This is a genomic window from Paenibacillus sp. LPE1-1-1.1 (genome assembly GCF_040676435.1).
Lineage (GTDB): Bacteria > Bacillota > Bacilli > Paenibacillales > Paenibacillaceae > Pristimantibacillus.
The window spans coordinates 1,537,543-1,562,378 of record NZ_JBEGHY010000001.1; the positions used below are offsets into that span (position 1 = coordinate 1,537,543).

General features: G+C 49.7%; 22 protein-coding genes. 3 read left to right on the top strand and 19 right to left on the bottom strand.

Features of this window, described 5'->3' with window-relative positions; translation table 11 throughout:
* Positions 1-808: 808 nt before the first annotated feature.
* From MRBLPE1_RS06655 to cymR, 15 genes are all read right to left on the bottom strand, one after another.
* A complete protein-coding gene (locus MRBLPE1_RS06655) occupies positions 809-2,869 on the bottom strand; it encodes a peptidoglycan D,D-transpeptidase FtsI family protein (RefSeq protein WP_364143116.1) in 2,061 nt (686 codons plus the stop codon).
* A 191-nt stretch (positions 2,870-3,060) separates the two neighbouring features.
* Positions 3,061-5,277 (bottom strand): methyl-accepting chemotaxis protein, encoded by a 2,217-nt coding sequence (locus MRBLPE1_RS06660; protein WP_364143119.1) that lies wholly within the window; start codon positions 5,275-5,277, stop codon positions 3,061-3,063.
* 188 nt (positions 5,278-5,465) lie between these two features.
* On the bottom strand, positions 5,466-6,728 hold the full coding sequence (locus tag MRBLPE1_RS06665; protein WP_364143122.1) for a peptidase U32 family protein: 1,263 nt from the start codon (positions 6,726-6,728) through the stop codon (positions 5,466-5,468).
* Between the two features lie 96 nt (positions 6,729-6,824).
* Positions 6,825-7,757, bottom strand: coding sequence for a peptidase U32 family protein (locus MRBLPE1_RS06670; protein ID WP_364143125.1), 933 nt, complete (start codon positions 7,755-7,757; stop codon positions 6,825-6,827).
* Positions 7,758-7,811: 54 nt separating this feature from the next.
* On the bottom strand, positions 7,812-8,906 hold the full coding sequence (gene mltG, locus MRBLPE1_RS06675) for an endolytic transglycosylase MltG (RefSeq protein ID WP_364144539.1): 1,095 nt from the start codon (positions 8,904-8,906) through the stop codon (positions 7,812-7,814).
* Positions 8,907-9,127: 221 nt separating this feature from the next.
* A complete protein-coding gene (locus MRBLPE1_RS06680; protein ID WP_308999923.1) occupies positions 9,128-9,439 on the bottom strand; it encodes a DUF1292 domain-containing protein in 312 nt (103 codons plus the stop codon).
* Positions 9,439-9,735 carry a DUF1292 domain-containing protein gene (locus MRBLPE1_RS06685; RefSeq protein ID WP_308999924.1) on the bottom strand — a complete coding sequence of 99 codons (297 nt, stop codon included), beginning with the start codon at positions 9,733-9,735 and terminating at the stop codon, positions 9,439-9,441. Before MRBLPE1_RS06685 ends, MRBLPE1_RS06680 begins: the two co-directional genes overlap by 1 nt.
* 8 nt (positions 9,736-9,743) lie before the next feature.
* Entirely contained in the window at positions 9,744-10,160 is a 417-nt protein-coding gene (ruvX, locus tag MRBLPE1_RS06690; protein ID WP_139990931.1) for a Holliday junction resolvase RuvX, read from the bottom strand.
* A 26-nt stretch (positions 10,161-10,186) separates the two neighbouring features.
* Positions 10,187-10,447: an IreB family regulatory phosphoprotein gene (locus MRBLPE1_RS06695; RefSeq protein ID WP_054028150.1), complete on the bottom strand. Its 261-nt coding sequence runs from the start codon at positions 10,445-10,447 to the stop codon at positions 10,187-10,189.
* A 50-nt stretch (positions 10,448-10,497) separates the two neighbouring features.
* On the bottom strand, positions 10,498-13,131 hold the full coding sequence (gene alaS / locus MRBLPE1_RS06700) for an alanine--tRNA ligase (RefSeq protein ID WP_364143130.1): 2,634 nt from the start codon (positions 13,129-13,131) through the stop codon (positions 10,498-10,500).
* A 355-nt stretch (positions 13,132-13,486) separates the two neighbouring features.
* On the bottom strand, positions 13,487-14,557 hold the full coding sequence (locus tag MRBLPE1_RS06705; RefSeq protein ID WP_364143132.1) for an AI-2E family transporter: 1,071 nt from the start codon (positions 14,555-14,557) through the stop codon (positions 13,487-13,489).
* A 155-nt stretch (positions 14,558-14,712) separates the two neighbouring features.
* Complete coding sequence (locus MRBLPE1_RS06710) at positions 14,713-14,910, bottom strand: hypothetical protein (RefSeq protein ID WP_139990934.1); 198 nt, start codon at positions 14,908-14,910, stop codon at positions 14,713-14,715.
* Positions 14,911-14,923: 13 nt separating this feature from the next.
* On the bottom strand, positions 14,924-15,460 hold the full coding sequence (locus tag MRBLPE1_RS06715; protein ID WP_364143134.1) for a PRC-barrel domain-containing protein: 537 nt from the start codon (positions 15,458-15,460) through the stop codon (positions 14,924-14,926).
* Between the two features lie 17 nt (positions 15,461-15,477).
* Entirely contained in the window at positions 15,478-16,632 is a 1,155-nt protein-coding gene (locus MRBLPE1_RS06720; protein WP_364143136.1) for a cysteine desulfurase family protein, read from the bottom strand.
* 13 nt (positions 16,633-16,645) lie between these two features.
* Positions 16,646-17,065: a cysteine metabolism transcriptional regulator CymR gene (gene cymR, locus MRBLPE1_RS06725; RefSeq protein WP_053374835.1), complete on the bottom strand. Its 420-nt coding sequence runs from the start codon at positions 17,063-17,065 to the stop codon at positions 16,646-16,648.
* Positions 17,066-17,266: 201 nt separating this feature from the next.
* Here cymR and mnmA point away from each other — a divergent pair, with 201 nt between their 5' ends.
* Entirely contained in the window at positions 17,267-18,403 is a 1,137-nt protein-coding gene (gene mnmA / locus MRBLPE1_RS06730; RefSeq protein ID WP_364143139.1) for a tRNA 2-thiouridine(34) synthase MnmA, read from the top strand.
* A 78-nt stretch (positions 18,404-18,481) separates the two neighbouring features.
* Here mnmA and MRBLPE1_RS06735 read toward each other — a convergent pair whose 3' ends face one another.
* The gene (locus MRBLPE1_RS06735; RefSeq protein ID WP_364143142.1) at positions 18,482-19,822 is read right to left on the bottom strand and encodes a hemolysin family protein; all 1,341 of its coding nucleotides are present in this window, start codon (positions 19,820-19,822) and stop codon (positions 18,482-18,484) included.
* A 377-nt stretch (positions 19,823-20,199) separates the two neighbouring features.
* On the opposite strand from MRBLPE1_RS06735, the gene MRBLPE1_RS06740 reads away from it, so the two are divergent.
* Entirely contained in the window at positions 20,200-20,769 is a 570-nt protein-coding gene (locus MRBLPE1_RS06740; RefSeq protein ID WP_364143144.1) for a copper resistance CopC family protein, read from the top strand.
* A complete protein-coding gene (locus tag MRBLPE1_RS06745) occupies positions 20,769-21,854 on the top strand; it encodes a copper resistance D family protein (RefSeq protein ID WP_364143147.1) in 1,086 nt (361 codons plus the stop codon). Before MRBLPE1_RS06740 ends, MRBLPE1_RS06745 begins: the two co-directional genes overlap by 1 nt.
* Before the next feature lie 83 nt (positions 21,855-21,937).
* On the opposite strand, the gene MRBLPE1_RS06750 is transcribed toward MRBLPE1_RS06745, so the two are convergent.
* The 3 genes from MRBLPE1_RS06750 to MRBLPE1_RS06760 form a co-directional block, all read right to left on the bottom strand.
* On the bottom strand, positions 21,938-23,239 hold the full coding sequence (locus tag MRBLPE1_RS06750; protein ID WP_364143150.1) for a replication-associated recombination protein A: 1,302 nt from the start codon (positions 23,237-23,239) through the stop codon (positions 21,938-21,940).
* Positions 23,240-23,401: 162 nt separating this feature from the next.
* Entirely contained in the window at positions 23,402-24,079 is a 678-nt protein-coding gene (locus MRBLPE1_RS06755; RefSeq protein WP_364143153.1) for a YdeI/OmpD-associated family protein, read from the bottom strand.
* Positions 24,076-24,831, bottom strand: coding sequence for a tRNA threonylcarbamoyladenosine dehydratase (locus MRBLPE1_RS06760; protein ID WP_364143156.1), 756 nt, complete (start codon positions 24,829-24,831; stop codon positions 24,076-24,078). Before MRBLPE1_RS06760 ends, MRBLPE1_RS06755 begins: the two co-directional genes overlap by 4 nt.
* Between the last annotated feature and the right edge of the window lie 5 nt (positions 24,832-24,836).

Below are 24,836 nucleotides of genomic sequence, written 5' to 3' on the forward strand. Positions count from 1 at the left end.
CCAACAGTACCTAGGCAACTCACGTTGCTAACAATTATCAGTTCCTATACCACTTATATTTCCGTTCTAAGGCACGCTAACAGTTCCAATAGGCATTACTTCGATATACACAACACCTTCGATATACTCAACACTGAAGGATACAATGTACTTTGTACAATGTATCCTTCACATGAGTGTCCCCGCTCAATCTACAATGCAATAGAATACACTAGAAGCTAAGCGTGAGAATCCAATTGATTGATTTCTGTTGCACAAACTGCAACGTATGAAATCATAAACGCAATTTGAGCTCATTCTACTGCACAAACTACACTGTAGCATCCGTTTCACTAGCAATGACAGCTCGGTGGCAGCAGCATCAGTTTCTATAGCACCGACAATACTTGTAGCATCAGCATCAGTTTCTATAGCACCAACAGCACTTGTAGCATCAGCATCAGTTTCACCAGCACCGACAGCATTGTAGCAGTACCATCAGTTTCTCTATCACCGACAACACTGTGGCAGCAGCATCAGTTTCTATTGCACCAACAGCACTTGTAGCATCAGCATCAGTTTCACCAGTACCGACAGCACTGTGGAAGCAGCATCCGTTTCACTAGAACCAACTGCACTGCAGCATCATTCCATTATCACAAACTACAATGCTGCACCAGTATCTCTATCACCAACGACACAGTAAGGCCGTTAGTGTTTAGCTTGAAGTTCTTCTGGCATTAAGATGTCTGCGACTAACATATAGATTCACTTATACAATGGATACAGCTTTTTCGGAGCTGCCTGTGCGAAAAAAAGGAGCTGACTACTAACGGTCAGCTCCTTCAGCCAAGCCTGCGGCGATATCCATAACGCCGCGAAAGATTTTGGTCGCCTGGTTCGGGCTTCCAGGCGGCTGGTTTTCCACGAGCACGGCGATCGCGTAGCGAGGCTTCTTGATCGGGCCGTAGCCCGCAAACCACTGGTGGTTGCGGTCGATTCCGGCCCGCTTCGTTTCGGCGGTGCCCGATTTGCCGGCAACCGCCCACCGCCCTTGGCGGATCGTCCGACCCGTTCCGTGGTCGACGACCGCTGCCATGCCGCGCAGCAGCGCATGCGCCGTGGCCGGTTTAATCCGGCCGCGAATGGCTTGCGCACGCTGTGCGGGAAGCTTCACCATCCGCTGGCCGTTGGCATAGCGGATTTCACTCACCAGGCGCGGCTCCATTACGCGCCCCTCATTCAGCAGCGTTACAATTAGATTTGCCGCCTGAAGCGGCGTCATCCGTACATCACGCTGCCCAAACCCGCTTTGCGCGAGCGTACCGCCATCTACGGCTGCGAGCATCGCTGCTTCTTCGCCAGCCTCCAGCAGCACGCCAAGCCTGTCAGCACCAGCATCTCCTCCCGCCTCTACGACGCTCTCCCGCTGATCTGACACCGCAATCTCACCTGACCCCAGCTTTTGCTTATCTGCTCCTAGCCGCTCACCTGACCCCAGCTTTTGCTGATCGACTCCTAGACGCTCGTCTCCGCCAAGCCCCGCAGGCGCACTGGACGCCTGAACCGAGACGGGCGCAAACAGTTGACCGCACTCCTCTTCCTCAAGCAGGCGCAGCGGCTCTGCGAACGGGCCAAAAGCCTTTTCCCGATGCCAGCCCACCTGCAGGCCTATCCCTAGCGAATCTGCCGTACGTTTCAGCTCTTTTGCAGTAAGCCGCTCCGCGATGGTGGCAAAAACAATATTACAGGATTGCGCCAGGCCCTCTTTTAGCGTCAAGTTCCCGTGTCCTCCTTCTTTCCAGCATGATAAGCCGTATTTCCCGTATTCGCCGCTGCAATCAAACGATTCGTTCGGATCGACTACCCCAGCCTCCAGTGCGGCAGCTTCTGTTACAAGCTTAAATACCGAGCCCGGAGCTACGGCCTTCAATGCGTGATTGGACCATTCCGTACCATCGGAGCTATGGAATTGTCCTGGCTTCAGCTGAGGCCTCGACACCATCGCGACAATGTCCGCATTGCGGGCATCCAGCACGACAACCGCCCCTTCCTTCATACCATGGGCATCCACGTAGTCCTCAATCTCATTTTGCAGCTGCAAATCGATCGTTGTCATCGCCTGGAGCGGATAATATCGGTTATTAGGCTGCGTTATTCGGAAATCAAGGCCATGCATCGGGGCATTGCGTCCATCCATAAAATAAGACACGGAAGTAACCCCGACCCCATGCATCAGCTTGTCTAACGACTTCTCGAGACCGGAGCCGCCAACCTGGTCGGCCAGCTTTCTTTTGCCGCGGGCCAAATCCTCCGCCTGTTCAGCCTGCAGCCACTCCGGATGCTGGCTTGTGAAGCCGATGAGATGCTTTGCCTCAAAGCCCGCCAAATAGCGATTCCGATAAGGAAGCACGCGTATGCCGTTTAGAGCCAGCTTCTTTATCCGCATCGTTTGAGCTTCTGTAAGCCGCATCGGGAGCATTTGATCATCAGACTTCCAAAATACGGGCTCACGCACTGCATCCCACTTTTGCTGAAGCTGCTCCACGGATACCCCTAAAATGCCGCTAAGCACGGATATATCCTTCTCTTGTCCCCTGACATCCCGTCGAACGGGGAATAATGCGACTGCTGAATACGTTTCTCCCGTAATCGCTATTCCATTCCGATCGTAGAAATCTCCTCGTCCGGTATCAAGCACCAGATTACGCTGACGCTGCTGAACCGAAAGCCTTTGCCAGCCGCCTCGGCTGGTTTCGGTGCTAAGCACGGCTGCCGAAGCGCTGCCGGGCATCAATTGCAGCCACGCTAATCGGCCGATATAGATGAACATAACAAGACTAATCAACCAAGCAGCCGCTGTTAAGCGTCTCAATCTTTGCTTCACCATGATGCTAAACTCCTTTATAACGCTTTCGCCCCATCACCTGGCGTGAAATAAATCCGATATCCCCATTATTTCCTTGCATCGCATCCCTTCAAACGTCACCCTAGATATGAATAACAAAAAGAGCCTTTCAGCAATTTTTGCTGAAAAGCCCTTCTTCTCTAGCTATGATATTCTATGGATAAAACCGATCCTTAATCAATCTTAAATTTGGAAAGGGAATCCTTCAGCTCACGCGATACGGTATCCAGCTTCTCCGAAAGACGAACCATGCCGTCACTGATGCTAAGCTGCTCGGAGCTTAGCGATGCAACTTCCTCGGATGTTGCGGAAGATTCCTCTGCTACAGCGCTAACGTTGGTCATCGCATCCGCCAATACGGCCTGCGATTCGTCCAGATGGCCGATCGCGTCCGTAACGAGGTCGAGCCTTTGCGCAAGCTGGCCCATTTGACCCGATACGGTCAAGAAAATTTGATTTGCTTCCTTAACGGAACCGATTTGTTCTTGGAACAACGGATAAGCGTCTGACAAAACATGAACCGTTTCGTCGATCTCGCCTCTAATCTTCTCGGTAATTTGTCCAACCACGTCGATGGACTGGCGGCTCTGGTCAGCAAGCTTGCGAATCTCGTCCGCAACGACCATAAAGCCTTTACCTGCGGCTCCAGCGCGAGCGGCTTCGATCGTAGCATTAAGCGATAGAATATTCGTTTGTTTGGTCAGATTGTTCAGCACGTCCAAAATTTTAACGATGGAGCCTGTGCTTTCCTTGAGCGCGTCAACCTTCTCTACCATGGAGCGCGTCATTTCTTCGGTCATGCCGGTTTTTTGAATAAGCACTCCCATGTAAGTCGTTCCTTGCTCACTCGCTTTCTCTACCTCTTGCGCAGAGCGTACCATTTGCTCGTTAGCATCAATTACTTTTCTCATTTGAGCATCAATGTTGCTAGTTAAATCGGTGCCTTTTTCCGCTTCTACGGCCAAGCTTGTCGCTCCTCCGGCGATCTCTTCCGTTGCAACGGCGATTTCCTTGGCGGATAGGGCCGTTTTTCTTGAAGCATCACTGAGCTCGGTTGCCGTATTGAGAACTTCCTCAGCAGAACGCGTCGTTTGAACAGCCAATGCTGTAATCTGCGTCATCATGAGGTTAAAGCTTTCACTCAGCTCGCCGATCTCGTCTTGGCGTTTTTTCATAACAGAGCGAACGGTAAGGTTGCCTCTTGCACCTTCATTCATCAAATTCCGAAGCTTAACCAGCGGCTGAGCAATGGTCATGATCACGAGCATTCCGATCGCAACCGCAATGACCGCTGCAAGCAGCACGGTAAGCCAAGTCATATTTTGAATGGCTTTGGCATCCTTCACCAGCTCTTTCACCGGGACGGTTCCTACCAGCTTCCAGTCCATCGCCGTAAATGTTTTGTAGGCAGCAAGAACTTCGTCTTCATTTTTCGTTTTCATTTTAACCGAGTCCTGCAGCGCCTTTTCACCTTCAGTAGGAAGAGTAATATTAGCTGCTTTGCCGATCATCCCTGGATCTGCATTCGTGATGTAATTGCTGTTCGCGTCAACAATCGCGATTTGGCTGCCATCGCCTAGATTAACGTCTTTGTATCGCTCTGCAATGGAATCTACCGACACTTCTATCAGCAAAACATAGGATGACTCGCTTGATGTCGTATCCTTAATGAGACGGCTAATTCCGACCGTCGTCACACTGTTCGAATTCGCTAGACCTTCCGGTTGAGGCGGAATCCAATTGGTTTTACCCGCTCTATCTACGGTTTCCATAAACCAGGCTGTTTTCATTAATCTTTCGGCTGTGCTGCTCGTAGCGGAACCGGCAGAGACTACCTCCAGTTTCGGATTTACCGGCAATAGCATCAAGGAAACAATCGTATTGTTGCCCATCACATAGGATTGCATTTTTTCGCTTAAATTACGCGATGCTTCGAACTTTCCGTAATCGTCCGCGCTGTCCAGCATCTTCCTTACGATTTCATGAAAGTCCTTATCGATTAAGATTTGCAATGATAAATCCTCGTAAGTCTTGTAAATAACATCCAAGTTATTCGCAACTTGCTTAATCGTTTCAAAACTGGCTTCCGAAACCTTATTTTCAATAATGGATTTCGATTTCGAGTACGCCAAAAGACCTACGGTCAATACGCACGCGATAATGCCGCAAAAAATGATTGTAAATAACTTCGTGCCTACCGATTTTAACGGATTAGACAGCTTCGTTGCTTTTACGGATACCGTTGCCGCCTTCGCCGCCTTAGAAAACGCCTTCATTCCTGATTGCGCTTTCATACTTAGCTCTGATTTCGAGCTGTTAGCGCCATTCTCTCCTGACCCCTGCTTCTGTTTCTTCGAATTCTTTGCTTTTTGTTCTTCTTGGTTTTCCATTGGGAAAGACACCGCCTTCAAAATTGTAAGTCTGAATTAGTTCGTATGCTTCTAGCGAATCTTGCCGGAATATGTATTACCATCTATTATTTTATATCGACACATTCTTGTCAATTCATTATAAGAAATCAAAAAAAAAGAGCCTTATTTTTTTGGGAAAATAAGACTCCGGTCATACTTTTTTATTTTCACTTGTTCCCGATTTTTTTTCTCATCATATCCATTGGTTTAACCGGCTTTAGCGTGCGAATTCGGATATGCTGCAAAGGATGCCTTGCCGCTTCGATTTCTAAGCCATCAATGTCCGTCATTTCGGTTATCGTTTGCTTGAAGAACATGCCTTCCGGACCAACGAACTCGATTTCTTGGCCCTTTTTAAAATGATTGCGCTGCTGAACCGTGGCAAAACCTGTTTTTGCATCGTAATCAACGACTATTCCTGCAAAATCATAAGGAGCCGCTTTTTCCTCCGGCTCATAAATATGATCCTCTGCCCCAGGCGTATCCAGAAAAAACCCTGTATTCAGCGGGCGGTTCGCGGCTTTATTGATCTCCTCGACCCATTCCTGCTTCAGTTCGAAATGCTCCGGATCCGCAAAATAAGCATCGATCGCTTGACGGTATACGTTAACGACCGTAGCGACATAGTGAATGCTCTTCATTCTTCCTTCGATTTTGAAGCTGTCCACGCCAACCTCAATGAGCTCAGGCAAATATTCGATCATGCACAAGTCTTTGGAGCCCATCGTAAATTTGTCATCCTCTTCGGCATACATCGGCATGTCGTCAACGAATAAATCATATTTCCAGCGGCATGATTGGCAGCAGCCGCCGCGGTTTGAATCACGGTCGGTGAAATGGTTAGACAGCACGCAGCGCCCCGAGAACGAAGAGCACATCGCGCCATGTATGAAAGCTTCAATCTCGATATCGACATGCTTCTTTATTTCTGCAATGTCTTTAAAGCTCGTTTCGCGGGCCAGCACGACCCGAGGCAGACCCTCGTCCTTCCAAAATTGCACAGCCTGCCAATTTAGCGTGGATTGCTGCGTGCTCAAATGCACCTCCAGCTTTGGAGCTACTCGCTGCGCGGTTTCGATAATAATCGGATCAGCTGCGATGATTGCTGCTATTCCGGCGTTCTCCAAAGCGCGTAAATAATCCTCGAGGCCGTCTACATCCTCGTTATGCGCATAAATATTAGTCGCGACGAATACCTTTGCCCCATAACGAGCAGCAAACTCAACGCCTTCCTTCATTTCCTCAAAGCTAAAGTTATCGGCGTTCGAACGTAAGCCGTATTTTTGACCGCCTATATAAACGGCGTCTGCACCGTAATGGACAGCGAACTTAAGCTTCTCCAAATTTCCTGCCGGAGCGAGAAGCTCTGGTTTATCGAGCCGGTGACGTTTGCCTTGATAGCGCGGAGTCGTTTTCTCTAATGTCGTCAATGATGTGCACCTCCTAAAGTTTTGCGAAGCAAAACTCACTTCGTAAGCATTTTCCCAAAGTTTTGCGAACCAAACCCGCTTCGCACTAATAAAAAATCAATATACCTGCTCTTTATAAAAGAATCCGTAGCTCAGCTCGCGATTCGGATCCTGTACCTGCTGAATTGCTTCCAGCCAGTCCTCATTGAAGGAATAGTCCGATGGGTCTGCCAAATAAGAATCGATGGCCTGCCGATAAGAACGAACAACGATTTCATTATACTCGATTGATTTCATTATTCCTTCAATCTTCAGGCTTCCGATGCCTGCTTCCAACAGCTCATGAAGATTCTCAACCATGCAGATGTCGTCAGAGCTCATAATATGCGTTCCGTTAGCATCCTCGTAAATCGGATAGCGCTCATCCTGCCGCTCCGCCTCCATAACGTACAAACCGCGGTCTTTATTCTTTTGCAGCAAACGGTCAGGCTCCGATTGATGCTCTAAATAGCTCTCCACCAGCGAACGCTTGGAATGATAAATATTGGTCATGCCATGCACCTGCACTTGAACCTCAAGGTCGGTGCCGTTGATCGCATCGATGACCTGCTCCATGTTCAGCTCGCGTGCGAGCACAAACCGCGTTGCACCTCTTCTGCCCCAATAATTCGCTGTTTCAAAGTTGGTGGATGTCATCTCCGCATTCCAGTGCAGCGCCATCCCGGGAGCATGTACTCTTGCAGCCATGAGGACGGCAGGATCACCAAACACAAAGGCATCTACGCCCGCTTCGGCCAGCGCTGAAACGTACTCGCTCAATGATTCCGCCGCTTCGTTATCCATTAGGTTATTAAGAGCCGCATAGATTTTCACGCCTTTTGGTTTGGCGATCTTCACAGCCATTTCAATCATTTCTTTACTAAATTCTCCTGCTAAACGCGTACCGTAGCGTGCTTCGCCGATGACAAAAGCATCCGCACCTGCTGCAATGAGCCTCTCAAGCTCTTCTATCGATGCGGCGGTAGCTAACAGTTCGGGCTTGTACGCCATGCTTGCTCCTCCTAAAAAGCTTCGAGCGAACGCGCTTATCAATCTAGCTGCGTCCTATCCAGCTGTTTGGTTACTCTTCTCGATGTTTCTTAAATGTTCTTTATAGGTTTTCGCGAATAAGTGGGATTGGCTGCCGTCCTTTTTGGTCACGTAAAAGAAAAACTCGGATTTTTCCGGATACAAAGCAGCTTCAATCGATTTCAAGCTCGGGCTTGCGATGGGTCCCGGCGGCAAACCTTCGACTTTATACGTATTATAAGGGCTGTCGACTAGCAGATCTTTCTCGTACAGCCGTTCCTTTGGTTTATCCAGCGAATACTGCACGGTTGCATCGATTTGCAGCTTCATGCCATCGGCAATCCGGTTGTAAATGACGCCTGCTACCATCGCTCTCTCTTCATCGACTACGACTTCCCTCTCAACGAGCGATGCAATGGTTATAAGGTCATGGAAAGAGATTTTTCTCTCCTCCAGCACATCCATCCAGCCCTCGGGCAGCTCGGCAAGCTTTCGGTCAAGCTCCGATACCATACGTTTGATGATGTCTTCTTCCGTGCTTTCCTTTTTCATTTCATAGGTTTCCGGGAAAAGATATCCTTCCAAACGCACATGCAGTTTATCGCTATCTGGAATGGAGCGAACGGCCTCCGCATCGCCCCATGTTTTTTGCGACGCAATTAGTCCTATAAATTTTTCTCTGTCGATCAGCTTCTCCGCGGCAAGCTTATCTGCTATTTGCAGGACAGTGAAGCCCTCAGGAATGGTAAAGCGAATCGTTTCGGCTGCAACCGTGTCGCCGGCGTTCAATTTCGCTATTATCGCATCATTTTCCATACCCGGGCTAAGCTCGTATATACCCGCTTGGAATTGGCCGCCTTGATCCTTCAGCTTCAAGTAATACTTAAAAACAAATGAGTTTTTGATGATGCCGTGCTGTTCCAGTAAGTCAGCAACCTCATTCGCTGAAGTTCCTTTAGGTATGTCAAGCTTTTGCACTTCTCCTGCGGCGGTTGGCCGCAAGCTGTTCCATACGTAAAAGGCTGCGCTGCCGGCAACGATAATCATAATGCCCAGCAGGCTCAATATCACCCATAATGTTATGCGGCTGCGTTTCGGACCGGATGATGTATACTGGTCCTGTGATGGCATGTCCAATTTTAGACCCCCTCTATCTGCTTCCTTATATGTCTCTTTGCCGATATGCGCAGGCGAAATGGCTGAGACCATAGCTTAGCGGCTCAGCTGATCCTGCATCAAAATCGGTAAATCAACGGCTGTTTCCATAAGCTTTGGAGTAATTGCCCCATAACATGGAACAAAAGAGCGGTTATTAACCGCTCTTTCGTTAAGTACATATACGCTTGAAGCCGTTACGGGCGCTCGTCAGTCGCGAACAACAAATCATCGTAAGCTTCCGACGCTGCTTCCCACTCTTCATCGTCTTCGATGTTTTCCAGCTGCGGTTCCCCGCCAACTTGAATGACACGGAAGAGTTCAACGTCTTCCTCGCCGCGCATCGGATCCGATTGAAGAGCTGCATAAATACGATCACCAAGCTGAAATTCAGCTTTGATATCGTAAACCTCTACGCTGCCGTCATCCGCTTCAAGTTCGATTTCATTGCCGAAAGCGGTTCTTAGGCTGTTCAGCTTCTTAGGAGCCTCATGCTCTGTGCCAGACATTAGTTTTCTTCCTCCATCTCGCCAAGGAGCGTATTAAATGTCTCCTCAACCATGTTCCATTCTTCTTCATCTTCAATCGTATACAGCTTCAGATCGTCGCCTTCTTCTTCATAACGGAAAGCGTATACTTCATCTTCCTCGTCATTTTCGCCAGTAAGCGGAACGACCATCATATATTTCTGATCGGAACCATCAACCTCAAATTTCATGATGACTTCGAATTCTTCTTCATTGCCTTCTTCATCCGGGATATAAATAATTTCCGGCTCTTCGAATTCCAGATCTTCTTTTGTCATGTTTACCCTCACCTTTTCGCTTTAGAATCGAGATAATTTTGCAAAATAAGCGTTGCCGCCATTTTGTCTATTACGAGCTTTCGCTTCTTCCGGCTGACGTCCGCTTCGATGAGCGTTCGTTCGGCAGCTACCGTTGTCAGCCTTTCATCCCAAAGGTGAACAGGTATGTTTAGTTTCTGCTTAATCTGTTCCGCGAATTCCATGCAAATTTCTCCTCGCGGACCGATGGTACCGTTCATATTTTTCGGCAGGCCGACTACGATTTCACTAACCTCATGCTCTTTAACCAAATCGGCTATGCGGTCAAATTCGCTTCCGTCACGTCTGCGTTCAATAACCCCGGTCCCTTGTGCGGTCCAACGAAAAGCATCGCTGACCGCAACGCCAATGTTGCGGTCGCCATAATCCAATCCCATCAATCTCATGTCTTGTCCGGCTCCTGCCTCAATAGTTATTGTTTCTTATGGTTTAGGTAAAACCGGACAAGCTCTTCAATTAATTCGTCTCGTTCTTTCTTGCGAATTAAACTTCTGGCGTTGTTATGCCGCGGAATATACGCGGGATCTCCGGACAGCAAATACCCAACGATCTGGTTAATCGGATTATACTCTTTCTCGAGAAGCGCTTCGTGTACCGATAGCAGAATGTCTTGAGAAGATTCAACCCCCTCCGCCTTCACGTTAAATTTCATTGTTTTGTCCATGGAACTCATCGCCAGCACCTCGCTTTCCAAACCGCTTTTCAATGAGATATACATTTATATCATATCACATTTGTTTGATTAAGAACTAGTTCTTCCGCAAGTTTCAAAGCTTCATCCAGCTTGGATGTATCTTTTCCGCCTGCTTGCGCCATATCCGGGCGTCCGCCGCCGCTTCCGCCGCAGTGCACAGCTGCCTCTTTTACGATCTTCCCGGCATGGAAACCCTTTTTAATCAGGTCAGCCGAAACTGCCGCTGCCAAGTTGACCTTATCGTCTGCGATGGCTCCCAGCACGATCACGCTCGATTCCAGCTTCAGCTTGAGCTCGTCGACAATACCGCGCAGCGCATCCATGGAAGGCGCATTGACTTTCGCGCACAGCACCGTGATTCCGTCAACGGTTTTAGCATTTTGCTCCAGAGAACCCGCCTCTATGCGGCTTAGCTTCGCTTGCAGCGATTCATTGTCGCGGGAGAGCTCCTTCACTTGTCCAAATAAGGCTTCGATCCGCTTTGGCACGTCGTTTGTGTTCGATTTCAGCAGGCTGGCCGATTGCTTAAGCAGCTCGAGCTGGCTCTCCAGGAAATTATAAGCATACTTGCCTGTTACCGCTTCAATTCTCCGTACGCCCGAGCCGATTCCGCTCTCGCTTAATAGCTTGAACAGACCGATTTGCGAAGTGTTTCTAACGTGACAGCCTCCGCAAAGCTCCAAGCTGTAGCTGCCCACCTGAACTACGCGAACCTCATCGCCGTATTTTTCGCCAAACAACGCCATAGCACCCATTGCTTTCGCTTCGTTCAACGACTTGATGTCGATAGATACAGCCGTACCGAGCCAAATTTGCTCATTTACGCGGCGTTCGATATCAACGAGCTCCTCAGCTGTAATGCTGCCAAAATGCGAAAAATCGAAGCGAAGACGCTCAGCCTCTACTAAAGATCCTGCTTGGTTGACATGATCGCCAAGCACCTCTTTAAGCGCTTTGTGAAGCAAATGCGTTGCTGTGTGATTCTTAATCACATCATCGCGTACAGCTCTTGCAACAGATGCCACTACAGTATCCCCGGTACGAGCGGTTCCTGCCGCCACAACGGCATGATGCACGCTTTGCCCGTGCGGCGCTTTCGTTACGTCTTCGATCTGAAGCGTGAAGCCGTCGCCTGTAATCGTTCCTTTATCGCCGATTTGTCCGCCGCTTTCCGCGTAGAAAGGGGTACGGTCCAGTATCACAACGACTTTACTGCCTTCATCCGCTTGCTCAACCAGCAAATCGTTTTGAACGATTGCAATAATCTTGGATTCTGTTACCAGTTCATTATAGCCAACAAACTCGCTTTTAACCGTAAATTCGCCAAGCGGGCCGCCTTGAACCTTCATGCTACCCGTATCCTGGCGCGCTGCGCGGGCACGTTCGCGCTGCGCTTCCATCGCCGCATCGAACCCGGCGCGGTCGACCGTCATGCCATTCTCGGACGCGAAGTCTTCGGTCAAATCAAAAGGGAAGCCGTAAGTGTCGTACAAGCGGAATGCGTCATCGCCGTTAATCTCTTTATTGCCGGCTTTCGTCGCCGACGCTACAAGTTCAGACAGCATAGATAGTCCATCGGATAAGGTTTCGTGGAAACGTTCTTCCTCCGTACGGATGACTCGCTCGATAAACTCGCGTTTTTCCACGACCTCCGGGTAGTAAACGCCCATTACCTCGCCAACGACCGCAGTGAGCTCATGCAGGAACGGACGGTCGATGCCGATGGTCTTTCCGTAACGAACAGCACGGCGGAGCAAACGGCGGATAATGTAGCCTCGGCCTTCATTTGAAGGCATAACGCCGTCGCCGACTGCGAAAGCAACCGTACGGATATGATCGGCAATGACTTTAAGAGCAACGTCATGCTCTTCGTTTGTTTTATAGGTTACCTTTGCGATTGCACAGGTGCGGTCAATAATAGGCCGGAACAAATCCGTATCGAAGTTCGAATCCACGTCCTGCAGGATGGAAGCAAAACGCTCGAGTCCTGCGCCCGTATCAATATTTTTGATCGGAAGCGGCGTGTAGCTGCCGTCTTTGTTATGGTTGAATTGCGAAAATACAACGTTCCAAACCTCAAGGAAACGTTCATTTTCCCCGCCCGGCCAGCATTCCGGGTCCGAAAAGTCGCCATATTTGTCGCCGCGGTCATAGAAAATTTCCGTACAAGGTCCGCAAGGGCCCTCGCCGATATCCCAGAAGTTCTCTTCCAGCTTATAGATGCGCTCTTCAGGCAGGCCGATTTTCTTATTCCAGAAAGCGAATGCCTCTTCGTCCTCGGGATAGACCGTAACGGATAAGCGATTCGGATCAAAGCCGATCCATTGCGGCTCGGTCAGAAACTCCCATGCCCAAGTGATGGCTTCTTCTTTGAAGTAGTCGCCAATCGAGAAGTTGCCCAGCATCTCAAAAAACGTGTGATGGCGGCGCGTTTTGCCCACATTCTCGATATCGTTGGTGCGGATGCATTTTTGCGAATTCGTAATCCGCGGATTTTCGGGAACGATGCGCCCGTCGAAATAAGCTTTAAGCGGCGCCATACCTGCATTAATCCATAAAAGCGACGGATCGTTATGCGGTACGAGCGATGCGCTCGGTTCAATTTTGTGGCCTTTGCTTTCAAAAAACGCCAGCCATTTTGCACGGATTTCACTAGCCTTCATTAGTAGGAGCCCCCTTATCATAATAAAACACAAAAAACGCCCCTGTCATAGACAGGGACGAATAAATTCGCGGTACCACCCTGGTTATTGCTCGCTGCAAACAGCCTGCGCAATCGCCTTCATTAGACGTTAACGGGTCCAACCGGTGAAGTTCATTCACACTCCGAATAGAGCTTTCGGCCACTCTTCGTCATAAAAGCTCTCTCAACCGACGCAAAATGCTGATTAACAGCCATGTGCGAAGAAGCTTTCTCTCTGGCTAACGGGCATTGGCTTACTTCAATTCGTCAACGCTTTATCACCTTATATTTGACACTTGATTATTTTAAAATTATAGCTACACCCTCTCTGCCTGTCAAATAATCTTTCTCCTCACGTAATAGGCAAACATGTGCTGGATGATCACCTTGCAGGCCGCAAAAATAGGCACTGCCAGTATCATGCCGACAATCCCTGCAATCTCGCCTCCAACCAATAAGGCAAAAATGATCGATAAGGGATGCATATGGAGCGTCCGGCCCACGACCTGCGGAGAAACGACGTTTCCCTCGAGGATTTGGCAAAGGGTGTTGACCACGGCCACAAGAATGACCATTTTCAACGAAACGGTTGATGCCATCAGTATCGCCGGCGCCGCTCCAAAGAAAGGCCCGAGATAAGGAATCACATTGGTAATGGCAACGATCCCCGCCAGAAGAAGCGCATACGGCATGCCGATAAGCAAATATCCGAAGTAAGCGAGAACGCCTACGATGATACATACCAAAAACTGACCGCGTATATAGCTGCCAAGCGCCGTATCGATATCCTTGAGCAATCGTACCGTATTTTTGCGATGGGATTTTGGAACGTACGTAATAACCGTCCGCTCAAATACATCAAAATCCTTCAATATGTAGAAGGCAAGGAAAGGAATAATGAATGCGATGAACACGGCATTCACCATCGATCCGATATTGTTCACAAAATCAAACAAGCTCTCGGACAGCTTTTTCTCCATATGCACAAGTGATTTATTTAATCCGCTGCGGATGCTTTCCGGCAAAAACGAAGTATTGTTTATATCCGTCACAATATTTTGGGCCCGTATGGACAGCTCCGGCACATGATGGTTCAATTCCTGCACCTGTTCAATGAACATTGGAATCAGGTTCACAAGCAGGACGGCAATCGCTGCGCAAAATACCGCGTATATGAGAAGCACGGCAATCGTCCGCGGAACCTTCCGCTCATGCAGCATGGTGACGATCGGATTTAACACATAGGAAATGATCATCGCGATAATAAATGGAGCGAGCACAGCCTTAACGAATACATATATACTTACGATCAACGGCTTTATCAACAGCAAGAGATAAATGGCGAGCAAGCCTAATATAAAATAAACAAGCCATACGAACAGACGGTTCTTCGTAAACCGATCCACCGTCCCCACCCCCGAACCTTCTTTTTCCGGCTTATCTTAGACGAGACAAGCGGAACTAGTTCAGTATATGTACAAGCGGTAAAAATCATCCGTGAACAGCAAAAAAAAGACGGTCAGCGACCGTCCTTTGGCTTTCAACTTTATAGCAAAGCACGTCAATTAACGTGAACTTGCGTTATTTCCTCTTCGAAGAACAAGTCGTCAAGCGAGCTTAACGTGCCATCTTCTTCAACCTGATAAACGGACATTTTCTCACCGTTAACCGTCAATTCAATGAAGCAGCCCCAGCAGTAAAACTGGTGTGAACCGATCTTTCCGATATCTTTCGAATTGCAATTCGGACATCTCATCATATTTAATTTCTCCCTATCCTCTGAAATTGGAAGCTGCGACAGGCTCCAATTCCGCTTCACAGACAGCAGGAACAATAATCGCGTCTTCCCCGAGCAATACGCTTTCCGGATCGCTTGGCGCTCTCAGCCATTTGCGCCCTTCCATCAAATCCGAAACAAAACCGTCCGTAAGCTCGTAGCCTACTATTTGTGTACCCTCATTTGGGTAAAAATAAACATCCGACACACGGCCAAGCTGAATGCCTTGCACCGTTACGACGGGCAAATCCTTTAATTTAATCAATCCTGTCTCTAAGGAACGCAGCAATTGCTTCGACTTCTTCCGAATGACCGCTGCTTCATTTGCTATAATAACGGTGTCCTCGCCGCAAGACAGAACGTGGGACCACTCCACTATTTTCACAGTTGAAGCAAACCATTTGGCACAATCGAGTATCAGGCCTTTTAGCTGCCAATGCTCATCGAACCAGGCATCCTTAACGGTTCCGACTAGCTTTCCGGAATGGATGACGATTACGGGAAGTCCAATAAGCCGTTGAAGTTTAATCACGCTTAATCGGAGCCCTCCTAGTAGTTATTACGAATACGCCTCACGATTGTTCCAACTTTTTGTGCGGCATCTTCTAATTCCTCTAAAGTATTCCCCAATCCGAAGCTAAATCTTACAGCGGATAGAATTTGCTCTTCAGGCAGCTGCATCGCCCTCAGCACATGAGATCTCTCAAGGGCGCCCGAGGTGCAGGCCGAGCCGCTAGCAGCCGCTATACCCTCCATGTCTAAATTCATCAGCATCGTTTCCGTATCGACGCCGATAAAGCTGACATTTACGATATGTGGCAAATGCTTCTGCTCGCTGCCGTTAATAACGACGGGTACCCTGACATGTTCATGAAGCAATTCTATCCATCTCTTACGAAGCTCGTCCATATAAGGTTGCTTCTTTTTGCGTTCGTTCACACAAATGTCAACAGCGGCGGCAAACCCAACGATTCCTGCTATATTCTCAGTACCGGCACGGCGCTTTCTTTCCTGGGACCCGCCGTGCTGGAGAGGTTCAAGAGAAGTGCCCGCAGCAATATAAAGCGCGCCGACACCCTGCGGACCGTTGATCTTGTGCGAAGAGAAGCTCATTAAATCTACCGGCATTTCGCTGAGCCGGTATTCGAACCAACCTAAGGTTTGAACGGCATCCACATGAAAAATCACGCCGTTTTCCTTAGCGATCCGACCGATTTCTTCTATAGGCTGAATCGTGCCTACTTCGTTATTCCCATGCATGATGCTAATGAGACCCGTTTCGGGCCTGATTGCTGCCCGTACCTGTTCTGGCGACGTAAAGCCATCCTTGTCAACAGACAGCACCGTCAACGTGAAGCCTTCTTCTTTGGCCAGCCATTCACAAGTATGCAAAACGGCATGATGCTCGCCCGCCGAAGTAATGATATGCGTTTTCCCGCGTTTTCGCTGCGCTCTGGCAGCACCGATCAATGCCGCGTTATCGCTTTCGGTTCCGCCTGAAGTAAACAACAGTTCTGCCGGCTTGCAGCCGACCGCAGCGGAAATCAAGTCGCGGGATTGATTTAACCTCTGCTTGGCAGCTCTTCCGAAAGCATGCATGCTCGACGAATTGCCGCCTGGTCCCTGCATCACCTCGAGCATCGCTTTGGCGACGTCTTGATGCATGGGCGTAGTGGCGGCATGGTCAAAATAATGTATTTTCATAGGTCAGCTTCCTTTAGATGTAGAACATATAGCTATCTGGTTTGCCCTCATCTTCAAAATTGATAAGATCAGCAAGCGTCGTCGAATCGAGAACCTCCGCAATGCTGTCGCGAATTCTAAGCCATAGCTGACGTTTAGCCGGGTCGTCTTCTTCCGTAAAGTCAACTGGCGAGATAGGTCCTTCTAGAATGCGAATGATATCGCCGGATGTGATGGTTTCCGGATCCTTCGATAAAATATAACCGCCGTAAGCTCCTCGGATGCTTTTTACGAGTCCCGCATTTCGAAGCGGTGCGACTAATTGCTCCAAATAGTGTTCGGAAAGCTGATTCCGCTCCGCAATGCTTTTGAGAGAAGTCGGGCCTTCGCCAAATTTAGCCGCAAGCTCCATCATAATGGTTAAGCCGTAACGGCCCTTCGTCGATATTTTCAAAGTGGCACCTCTTTTATTTGTTTTTATAGTGGTTCATTCATCATTCGGACTGCTATGCTGTTAATTCTCTGTATTCCCATTTCACTTATATGTTAACATATCACGCAAGCGCCGTGTGCAAAAAGCTTGACTACTTCATGAAAAATATTGCTTCCTATGATACAATGATAGTTGTTTGATTCGAGCAAGGTGGTGTTTACAATGGAAAAACCGAAAGCTTCGACAAGAGTTGTCGTCGGCATGTCAGGCGGCGTCGATTCCTCCGTTACGGCGCTGCTGCTCAAGCAGCAAGGCTATGACGTTGTCGGCATTTTTATGAAAAACTGGGATGATACCGATGAATTCGGTCATTGCACGGCGGAAGAGGACTCGGAAGACGTTCGCCGCGTATGTGAGCAAATCGGCATCCCCTACTATACCGTTAATTTTGAACGGCAATATTTTGACAAGGTATTCACTTATTTCTTGGATGAATACAAACGCGGACGCACGCCTAACCCTGATGTAATGTGCAACCGCGAAATTAAATTCGGCGACTTCTTGCAGCGGGCGATGGAGCTTGGCGCCGACTACCTGGCGACTGGGCACTATGCACAGGTCGAGCGGACGGAGGACGGAGTGACGAGGCTGCTGCGCGGCGTCGATTCCAATAAGGACCAAACCTATTTCCTCAGCGCTCTGAACCAGAAGCAGCTTGCGAAAGCGATGTTTCCGATCGGGCATCTTCCGAAGCCCGAGGTGCGCCGCATTGCGGAGGAAGCCGGTTTGTATACGGCTAAGAAGAAAGACAGCACCGGCGTTTGCTTTATTGGAGAGCGAAACTTCAAAACATTCCTTAGCGGTTATTTGCCGGCACAAGCGGGCGACATGATCGACATTCAAAGCGGCGAGAAAAAAGGCCGCCACGACGGTCTGATGTATTATACGCTCGGACAACGGCAAGGACTCGGCATCGGCGGCTCGGGCTCAGGCGAGCCATGGTTCGTGGCCGACAAGGATTTGGAGCGCAATATTTTGTATGTCGTACAGGGCGAGCATCATCCAAGCCTCTACTCCGTGAGCTTAACGGCCAGTGGAATGAACTGGATCGTTCCGGCCGATCACGGCAATAAGCCCCTCCGCTGCACGGCCAAATTCCGTTACCGCCAGCCCGATCAAGGCGTAACCGTAACGGCCTTTGAGGATGGGACGGCGCATATCGTTTTTGACAAACCGCAGAAAGCCATTACGCCGGGACAAGCTGTCGTGCTCTATGACGGAGCGGTTTGCCTTGGCGGCGGTACGATCGAAACGGTACAAAAAATCGATTCCGCCTCGGCGCTTGCCACGCAAGCGTAACAGCATCAGCGCCAAATAAGGCTGCCAGCACATTCTACAGTGTGCTTGGCAGCCTTTTCTTTTCCCTATGCTCCTTCATCACCCGAAATGCTGATCCTCCCGTTCTGCTTTGCGTCCATCGATCCTGCGAATAAGAAGGCGGGAAATCCGAAGATGATCCGTTTCCTCAATAATGAATTCGAACGTGCCGCCGTAATTGACCCGTTGGTTATTAACCGGAGGGATTTCGATTTTCGAATAGATCCAGCCGCCGATCGTATCGTAATCATCCGTCTCGATATCGAGGCCAAAAAAGCTGTTTACTTCCTCAATCAGCATCAAGCCACTGACGGAGAAGGTATCGTCATCCCTGCGTTCAAGCGGCTCCCGTTCCTCGTCAAACTCGTCTTGGATTTCGCCAACGATTTCCTCCATGATGTCCTCCAATGTGACCAAGCCGGAGGTCCCCCCGTATTCATCGATCAAGATCGCAATTTGCGATCGTCGTTTCTGCATCAGCTTGAGCAGCGTGCTGATTTGCATGGATTCGGGCACAGTCGTTATAGGTCTCGTAATTTGCCTTATATCTTGCAGGCTCTGCAGCGTATCCTTCAGCAAATCCTTGATATGCACGAAGCCGATAATATTATCCTTGTCGTTCTCGCATACCGGATAACGCGTCAGCATTTGCTCCAGCGCGAGCTTTTTATTTTCCTCTAACGAATGGTTGGTATTTAGGCATACCATCTCGGTACGGGGAATCATAATTTCACGTGCAGTCGTTTCCGCAAAATCGAATATATTATCGACGAGTGTAAGCTCGGTATTGTCGATTAGCCCGTTCTTATGGCTCTCCTTCATCAAAATGCGAATTTCATCCTCCGTGTGCGCGGAATCCTTTTCGGTCGCCGGCTCAACCCCAAGCCTTCGGAGCAATTGATTGGCCATCCCGTTCAACACCCAGATGAAAGGATACATCAACTTGTAAAAGAATATAAGCGGCGTTGCGGTTAACAGCGTAACCGATTCCGACTTGCGGATTGCGACCGTTTTTGGAGCCAGCTCCCCGAGCACGATATGAAGCACCGTTATAAAGGTAAACGCAAGTATAAAAGATAAAGTATGGATGATCACTTCGCTGCGTATGCCGAGATATCCAAAAAAAGGCTCGATCACTCTTGCGATAGCCGGCTCTCCGATCCATCCAAGCCCAAGCGAGGCAAGCGTTATGCCTAGCTGGCATGCTGACAAATAAGCGTCCAAATTTCCAGTCAAATGAGCTGCCAGCCTTGCGCGGGAATGCCCCTCGGAGGCAAGCGTATCGATGCGGCTTCCCCTGACCTTTACCATTGCAAACTCGGCAGCAACAAAAAAACCGTTCATAAAGACGAACAAAAAAATAAGCAGCAGGGACAAACCAATCGGCATGGGGTCATTCAACGAATTCCTGCCCTTCGCAATAGGACTGACAAATTGCGATGGCAGGCGCACCTCCTTTTGGAACAAAGATACGGCGATCTTTGTGTAATGTGGGATCTCTCCAAGATGCCGAGCCGCCGCTTCAAACGGTAAAGCCCCAGGGTAAGCCTTTTGTAAAGACTGTAGTTATGTGTATTCGTCACTGGTTATCCATAATACATTGATTTTCCGTGCGCTTTTTGCAATTCTGATGCAGCCGCGGGAGTGCGCTACAACAAATGTTCATAAAGCCGCAACGAATTGATCATTTAATGTAAAGCAACCGCTTCGCGGAATCTGTTATAATGCAATCAGCTTGAGTTGCAAACTCTTCACTAAACGATGCAGGAGGTTTACGAATGAAACGAATATTATTGATCTGCCTTGCCGCGCTGTGGCTGTTGCCAAGCGTCGCTTTAGCCCATTCCAAACTGGAAAATGCCGTACCCGGACAGGATGCGACGATTACCGTCTCGCCTGAGCGAATAGAACTGACCTTTAACACCAAGATCGAGAATCTGAGCAATTTCAAAATCGTGAATGCCGCCGGCGAGGAAATGGAAAAGGAAAAAGTCGAAGTCGAGGGAATGACGATGAGCGGCGCCGTACCCGCTCCCCTGACTAACGGCATCTATACGGTTAAATGGGCCATTATCGGTGCGGACGGCCATTCTGTGGAAGGCGATTATTCCTTTACCGTGGAAGCGCCTGCCGCAACGGAGACGCCGACTCAAGAGCCAGAAGCTGCAACAGAACCTCCTGCTGATACTGCTTCACCTTCGCCAACGACTGATACGAATACAAACGCCGGAGATGGAAGTATCGCTTCCGAGCCAAGCAGTGACAGCACGAACTATACCCCCGCTATCATCGTAGGGGCAATTATTGCCGCAGCAGCAATCGTTTTGTTTATGCGGAGGCGTAAATAATGATTTACATCAGCGAAGGCCTTTTATACATTTGCTTCGCAATTTTAACGGGCTCCTTGCTGCTGCGCCTCGTGCCGGAGGATAGAAGGCCCGCGATTCATGTGCCGAACGGCTTGCTGCTGGCATGCGCAGTAGCGATACCGATTCTGTCGTATGTACCGATCCATAAGTTAGCCCTTGTCTTTGGCAAGGACTTCGACATGAGTTACGGCTCCATCCTAAAAAGCATATTACTCGATATCAATACGGGAAAAGCCTGGCTGTGGACGGCGATCGGTTCGGCAGGCCTCGCATTTTTACTAGGGCTTAAAGCGTTCCGGGGCGACAAGCATATGCCAAAAGTAGCGTTGTTTGTTACTTTTTTGCTAATTGTATGGTTAGGCTATGCGGGACATGCTTCATCGCTTTACGGTTATAGGGGGCTGCTCACGCATGCGACCCATTTTCTCGCGGTTAGCGTCTGGATCGGGATATTGTTCGTAACGAGCTGGTTTGCCAAGGATGACGCTAACTGGCATGCGTTTCTGCGCTGGTTTTCGCCTGTTGCGATCATTTCCGTCATCATGACGCTGTTAGCAGGCATTATCCTCATGTCGTTCACGACGCCTGAATACGTGAACGCCTGGATGCTGCCCTACGGCCAGATGCTGCTGATTAAGCATTTATTAATCCTGCCTTTGCTTTTATTTGCGTACTCCAATGGCTTCGGCTACAAAAAAGCAGCAATAAGCAATCCATCCTTCAATCCTAGACGCTGGCTGAAGGCGGAGAGCGTCATTGCAATGCTCGTGCTGGCCGCAACCGGCGTGCTTGGACAGCAGACACCGCCGCATACGGTAAAGGAAACACTGCAAACCGTTTCTCCGTCGCCTTTGTTCACAACCGTTTACAAAGGCAGCTTCAGCCCAGATATCACGCTGAATTTCACGCTTCACTTGGAGAGCTTGCTTATGTTTGCCGCCGCGCTTCTTATGGCTGCCGGCCTGCTCTGGATGTATCGTGCCAATAAGCTGATCCCTGCCTTCCTAATGGGGATATTAACGGCGGTTTTCGGTTATTACGGCCTTATGTTTTCTATCGCTTAATCTGTTTTTTGAGCCCATGCCAAAAAGGCTGCCCGCGAGGAATCCTCGTCTAGGGCAGCCTTTTCGTTTATATTGCCGAGCTGTTATTTCCGTTTCTGCTGGTTTTGCTTGATTTTATCCTCCATGCCCTGCTCGGTGGCCTTGTAGAACGTCATGTTCCCGAGCGAGTTAGGCAAATATTGCTGCTTCACATAATGGTTAGGAAAGTTATGCGGATACTGGTACCCCTCATGCCCAAGCTGGGTCGCGCCCTTGTAGTGGGTATCCCGCAGATGCAGCGGCACCTCCGCACTTCCCGCGCGTTCAATTGCCGCCTCGGCATTGCCTATGGCGATTGCTGTCGCGTTCGATTTCGGACTTTCCACCGCAAATAAAATCGCCTGCGAGATGTTGTACTTCGCTTCCGGCCAGCCGATCTTGTGATAAGCATCCATGGCCGTAACTGCCTGAATCATCGCCTGGGGATTGGCTAGGCCGATATCCTCGCTGCATGCCACGATCAGCCTCCTGATGAAGGTCATCGGGTCCATGCCGAGTTTCTCGACCGCGTACAAAAACCAGAATAGCGCGGCATCGCTCGAGCCGCGAACGCTTTTGTGAAAGGCCGATAACACGTCATATTGCGTCGATAGGTCTGCTCGGATCGATGGCTTACGTATGGATTCCTGCGCAACCTCCAGCGTTAACCGCACAGAGCCGTCCATCTCCGAGGGCGTTGTGACCGCGGCCAGCTCAAGCGCGTTAAGCGCCCTGCGTATGTCCCCGCCCGCCATCGATGCAATATGCCGCAGCGCGTCTTCATCTGCCTGCAAATCCATAAAGCCTAAACCGCGCTCCCGATCGGCCAGCGCCCGTCTCATCGCTTCGTAGGCATGCCCCTCGCCAAGCGCCTCCAGCTGAAACAAAGTCGAACGCGACAAAAGCGCCCCGTTCACATGGTGAAAGGGATTTTCCGTCGTTGCCCCGATAAAAATAATAATGCCCTGCTCAACGGCTGGAAGCAGCGCATCCTGCCTCGCCGTATTAAAACGATGCACCTCATCTAAGAATAGGATGGTCTTCTTGCCGTACATCGCTTTATTCGTACGGGCTTGATCAATGACCTCCCGCACGTCCTTAACCGAAGCATCCACCGCGTTCAGCTTCACGAAATTGCCGGCCGTCCGCAAGGAAATGATATGGGCAAGCGTCGTTTTGCCGCAGCCTGGCGGCCCGTATAACAAAATGGAGGACACCTGATCGCCTTCTATGGCTCTGCGCAGCAGCTTGCCTGCTCCTACTATATGTTCTTGCCCGATATATTCGTCTAATGTCTGCGGCCGCATACGATCCGCAAGCAGCCTGGCACGCGGCAATTCTTCTTCTTGATAAGAAAATAAGTCCATCCTGCTCCCCAACCTTCTGCCATCTGTTATACCGATCATAGCATACAAGCACATTTGTTCGCCAGATTTGCGGCTTAAACGCTGACGGCTTCCCATGAAAAAAGCCGAATCGCGGGAAAAAGCTGGATCAGCTTTAACCGCGAAACGGCTATATCTCATTACCTATTTATCAAATGGAGATTTAAGGCCTCTCTCCAGCTTATCAACGGAGGCTGCAACGCGGTTCGCACGTGTTTCTGCACGTTTCGCATCGGTGATCCATTTTACAAAATCTCGTCTTTTCGCTGTCGTTAGACTTCCGCGAAAAAACTGCTCAGCTGCGTTTGAGGCCTGCAGGGCTGCTGCGAAGTCTTCCGGCAGCACCGCCTCCTCTTCCGATTGCGAAGACGTGGATACCCTGCCTATCGACAAGCTTTCCAATGCGGCATAAGCTGTCCGGCGGCCTGTACCGCTTTTGGCAGCACATGCCGGACGGTAGCGCATCGAAGACCAGATATCGTCCATGGCAATCATGGCGACGCCCTCTACGTGAAAGGTAAGCATGAGCCTCCACCCCGTATCCCGGTTAATATCCGTCTTGATCTTGGAGGAACTCTTCGGATAAGTGATCCACAACAATCCATCCGGCTTGACCGCCTGAATAGCTGCAGGCGCATGCTCTTCCAGCTCAGCCAAATTCAAAACGAACAAAAGCACAAAATCATATTGCCCTTCCGCATCTGCGACGCTTGCTTCTTTGCTTAAACCCAGCTCGGTCAAATAATGCTCAGATGGCGGATTCAGCACCAGCGCCTTCATCTCCGGCGCCAGTCTCAGCTTCTTCGCCAGCGCTTCGTTCATAGCTCGATCCCGCCTGCTGCCAGCAAGTCATTCACAACGACGCTGACCATAATGAGACCGGCAACCGGCGGAACAAAGGCGTTGCTTGCCGGAGGCTGCTTGGCTTTCCGAATCTCCGGCGCATTTTCCGGAACGATTTTTTTCGTGACATCCTCGCGCGGCTTCATTGGTAGCTCGGTCGAGAATACGACCTTCACGCCGCGCTTGATGCCTTCCTTGCGCAGCTTCGTACGAATGACCCGCGCTAAAGGATCGGTATGCGTCTTGGAAATATCGACGACCTGAAACTTGGTCGGGTCCATCTTATTGGCTGCGCCCATGCTTGAGATGATCGGTATTTTCCGCTCCAAGCATTGTTTAATGAGATGAATCTTATACGAAATCGTATCCGAGGCATCCACAACGTAATCGAGAGGATACTCGAAAAACTGCTCGTAGGTTTCTTCCGTATAGAACATACGGAGCGCAACGACATCACACTCCGGATTAATAAGCTTAATCCGGTCGAGCATAAGCTCAGCCTTAGGCTGGCCGACCGTCGTTGTCAGCGCGTGGATCTGCCGGTTAACGTTCGTAATATCGACTACATCCTTGTCGACAAGGATAATTCGTCCAACGCCTGTGCGCGCGAGCGCTTCAGCGGCAATGCCGCCAACGCCTCCGATGCCGAGCACGGCAACCGTGCTCCCCTTCATTAGCGCAAGCCCTTCTGGCCCAATCGCCAGCTCCGTACGTGAAAATTGGTGAAGCATCAGGC

Bases quoted from the DNA above. Each gene is read 5' to 3' on its own strand.
- MRBLPE1_RS06720 (WP_364143136.1), bottom strand. From the start codon at position 16,632: ATGAAAATACATTATTTTGACCATGCCGCCACTACGCCCATGCATCAA.
- MRBLPE1_RS06660 (WP_364143119.1), bottom strand. From the start codon at position 5,277: ATGGAAAACCAAGAAGAACAAAAAGCAAAGAATTCGAAGAAACAGAAG.
- MRBLPE1_RS06740 (WP_364143144.1), top strand. From the start codon at position 20,200: ATGAAACGAATATTATTGATCTGCCTTGCCGCGCTGTGGCTGTTGCCA.
- mltG (WP_364144539.1), bottom strand. From the start codon at position 8,906: ATGCCATCACAGGACCAGTATACATCATCCGGTCCGAAACGCAGCCGC.
- MRBLPE1_RS06750 (WP_364143150.1), bottom strand. From the start codon at position 23,239: ATGGACTTATTTTCTTATCAAGAAGAAGAATTGCCGCGTGCCAGGCTG.
- MRBLPE1_RS06695 (WP_054028150.1), bottom strand. From the start codon at position 10,447: ATGAGTTCCATGGACAAAACAATGAAATTTAACGTGAAGGCGGAGGGG.
- MRBLPE1_RS06685 (WP_308999924.1), bottom strand. From the start codon at position 9,735: ATGACAAAAGAAGATCTGGAATTCGAAGAGCCGGAAATTATTTATATC.
- MRBLPE1_RS06755 (WP_364143153.1), bottom strand. From the start codon at position 24,079: ATGAACGAAGCGCTGGCGAAGAAGCTGAGACTGGCGCCGGAGATGAAG.
- MRBLPE1_RS06745 (WP_364143147.1), top strand. From the start codon at position 20,769: ATGATTTACATCAGCGAAGGCCTTTTATACATTTGCTTCGCAATTTTA.
- MRBLPE1_RS06655 (WP_364143116.1), bottom strand. From the start codon at position 2,869: ATGGTGAAGCAAAGATTGAGACGCTTAACAGCGGCTGCTTGGTTGATT.
- MRBLPE1_RS06710 (WP_139990934.1), bottom strand. From the start codon at position 14,910: ATGATGAGATGTCCGAATTGCAATTCGAAAGATATCGGAAAGATCGGT.
- MRBLPE1_RS06680 (WP_308999923.1), bottom strand. From the start codon at position 9,439: ATGTCTGGCACAGAGCATGAGGCTCCTAAGAAGCTGAACAGCCTAAGA.
- alaS (WP_364143130.1), bottom strand. From the start codon at position 13,131: ATGAAGGCTAGTGAAATCCGTGCAAAATGGCTGGCGTTTTTTGAAAGC.
- mnmA (WP_364143139.1), top strand. From the start codon at position 17,267: ATGGAAAAACCGAAAGCTTCGACAAGAGTTGTCGTCGGCATGTCAGGC.
- ruvX (WP_139990931.1), bottom strand. From the start codon at position 10,160: ATGAGATTGATGGGATTGGATTATGGCGACCGCAACATTGGCGTTGCG.
- MRBLPE1_RS06760 (WP_364143156.1), bottom strand. From the start codon at position 24,831: ATGCTTCACCAATTTTCACGTACGGAGCTGGCGATTGGGCCAGAAGGG.
- MRBLPE1_RS06670 (WP_364143125.1), bottom strand. From the start codon at position 7,757: ATGGCGTACAAGCCCGAACTGTTAGCTACCGCCGCATCGATAGAAGAG.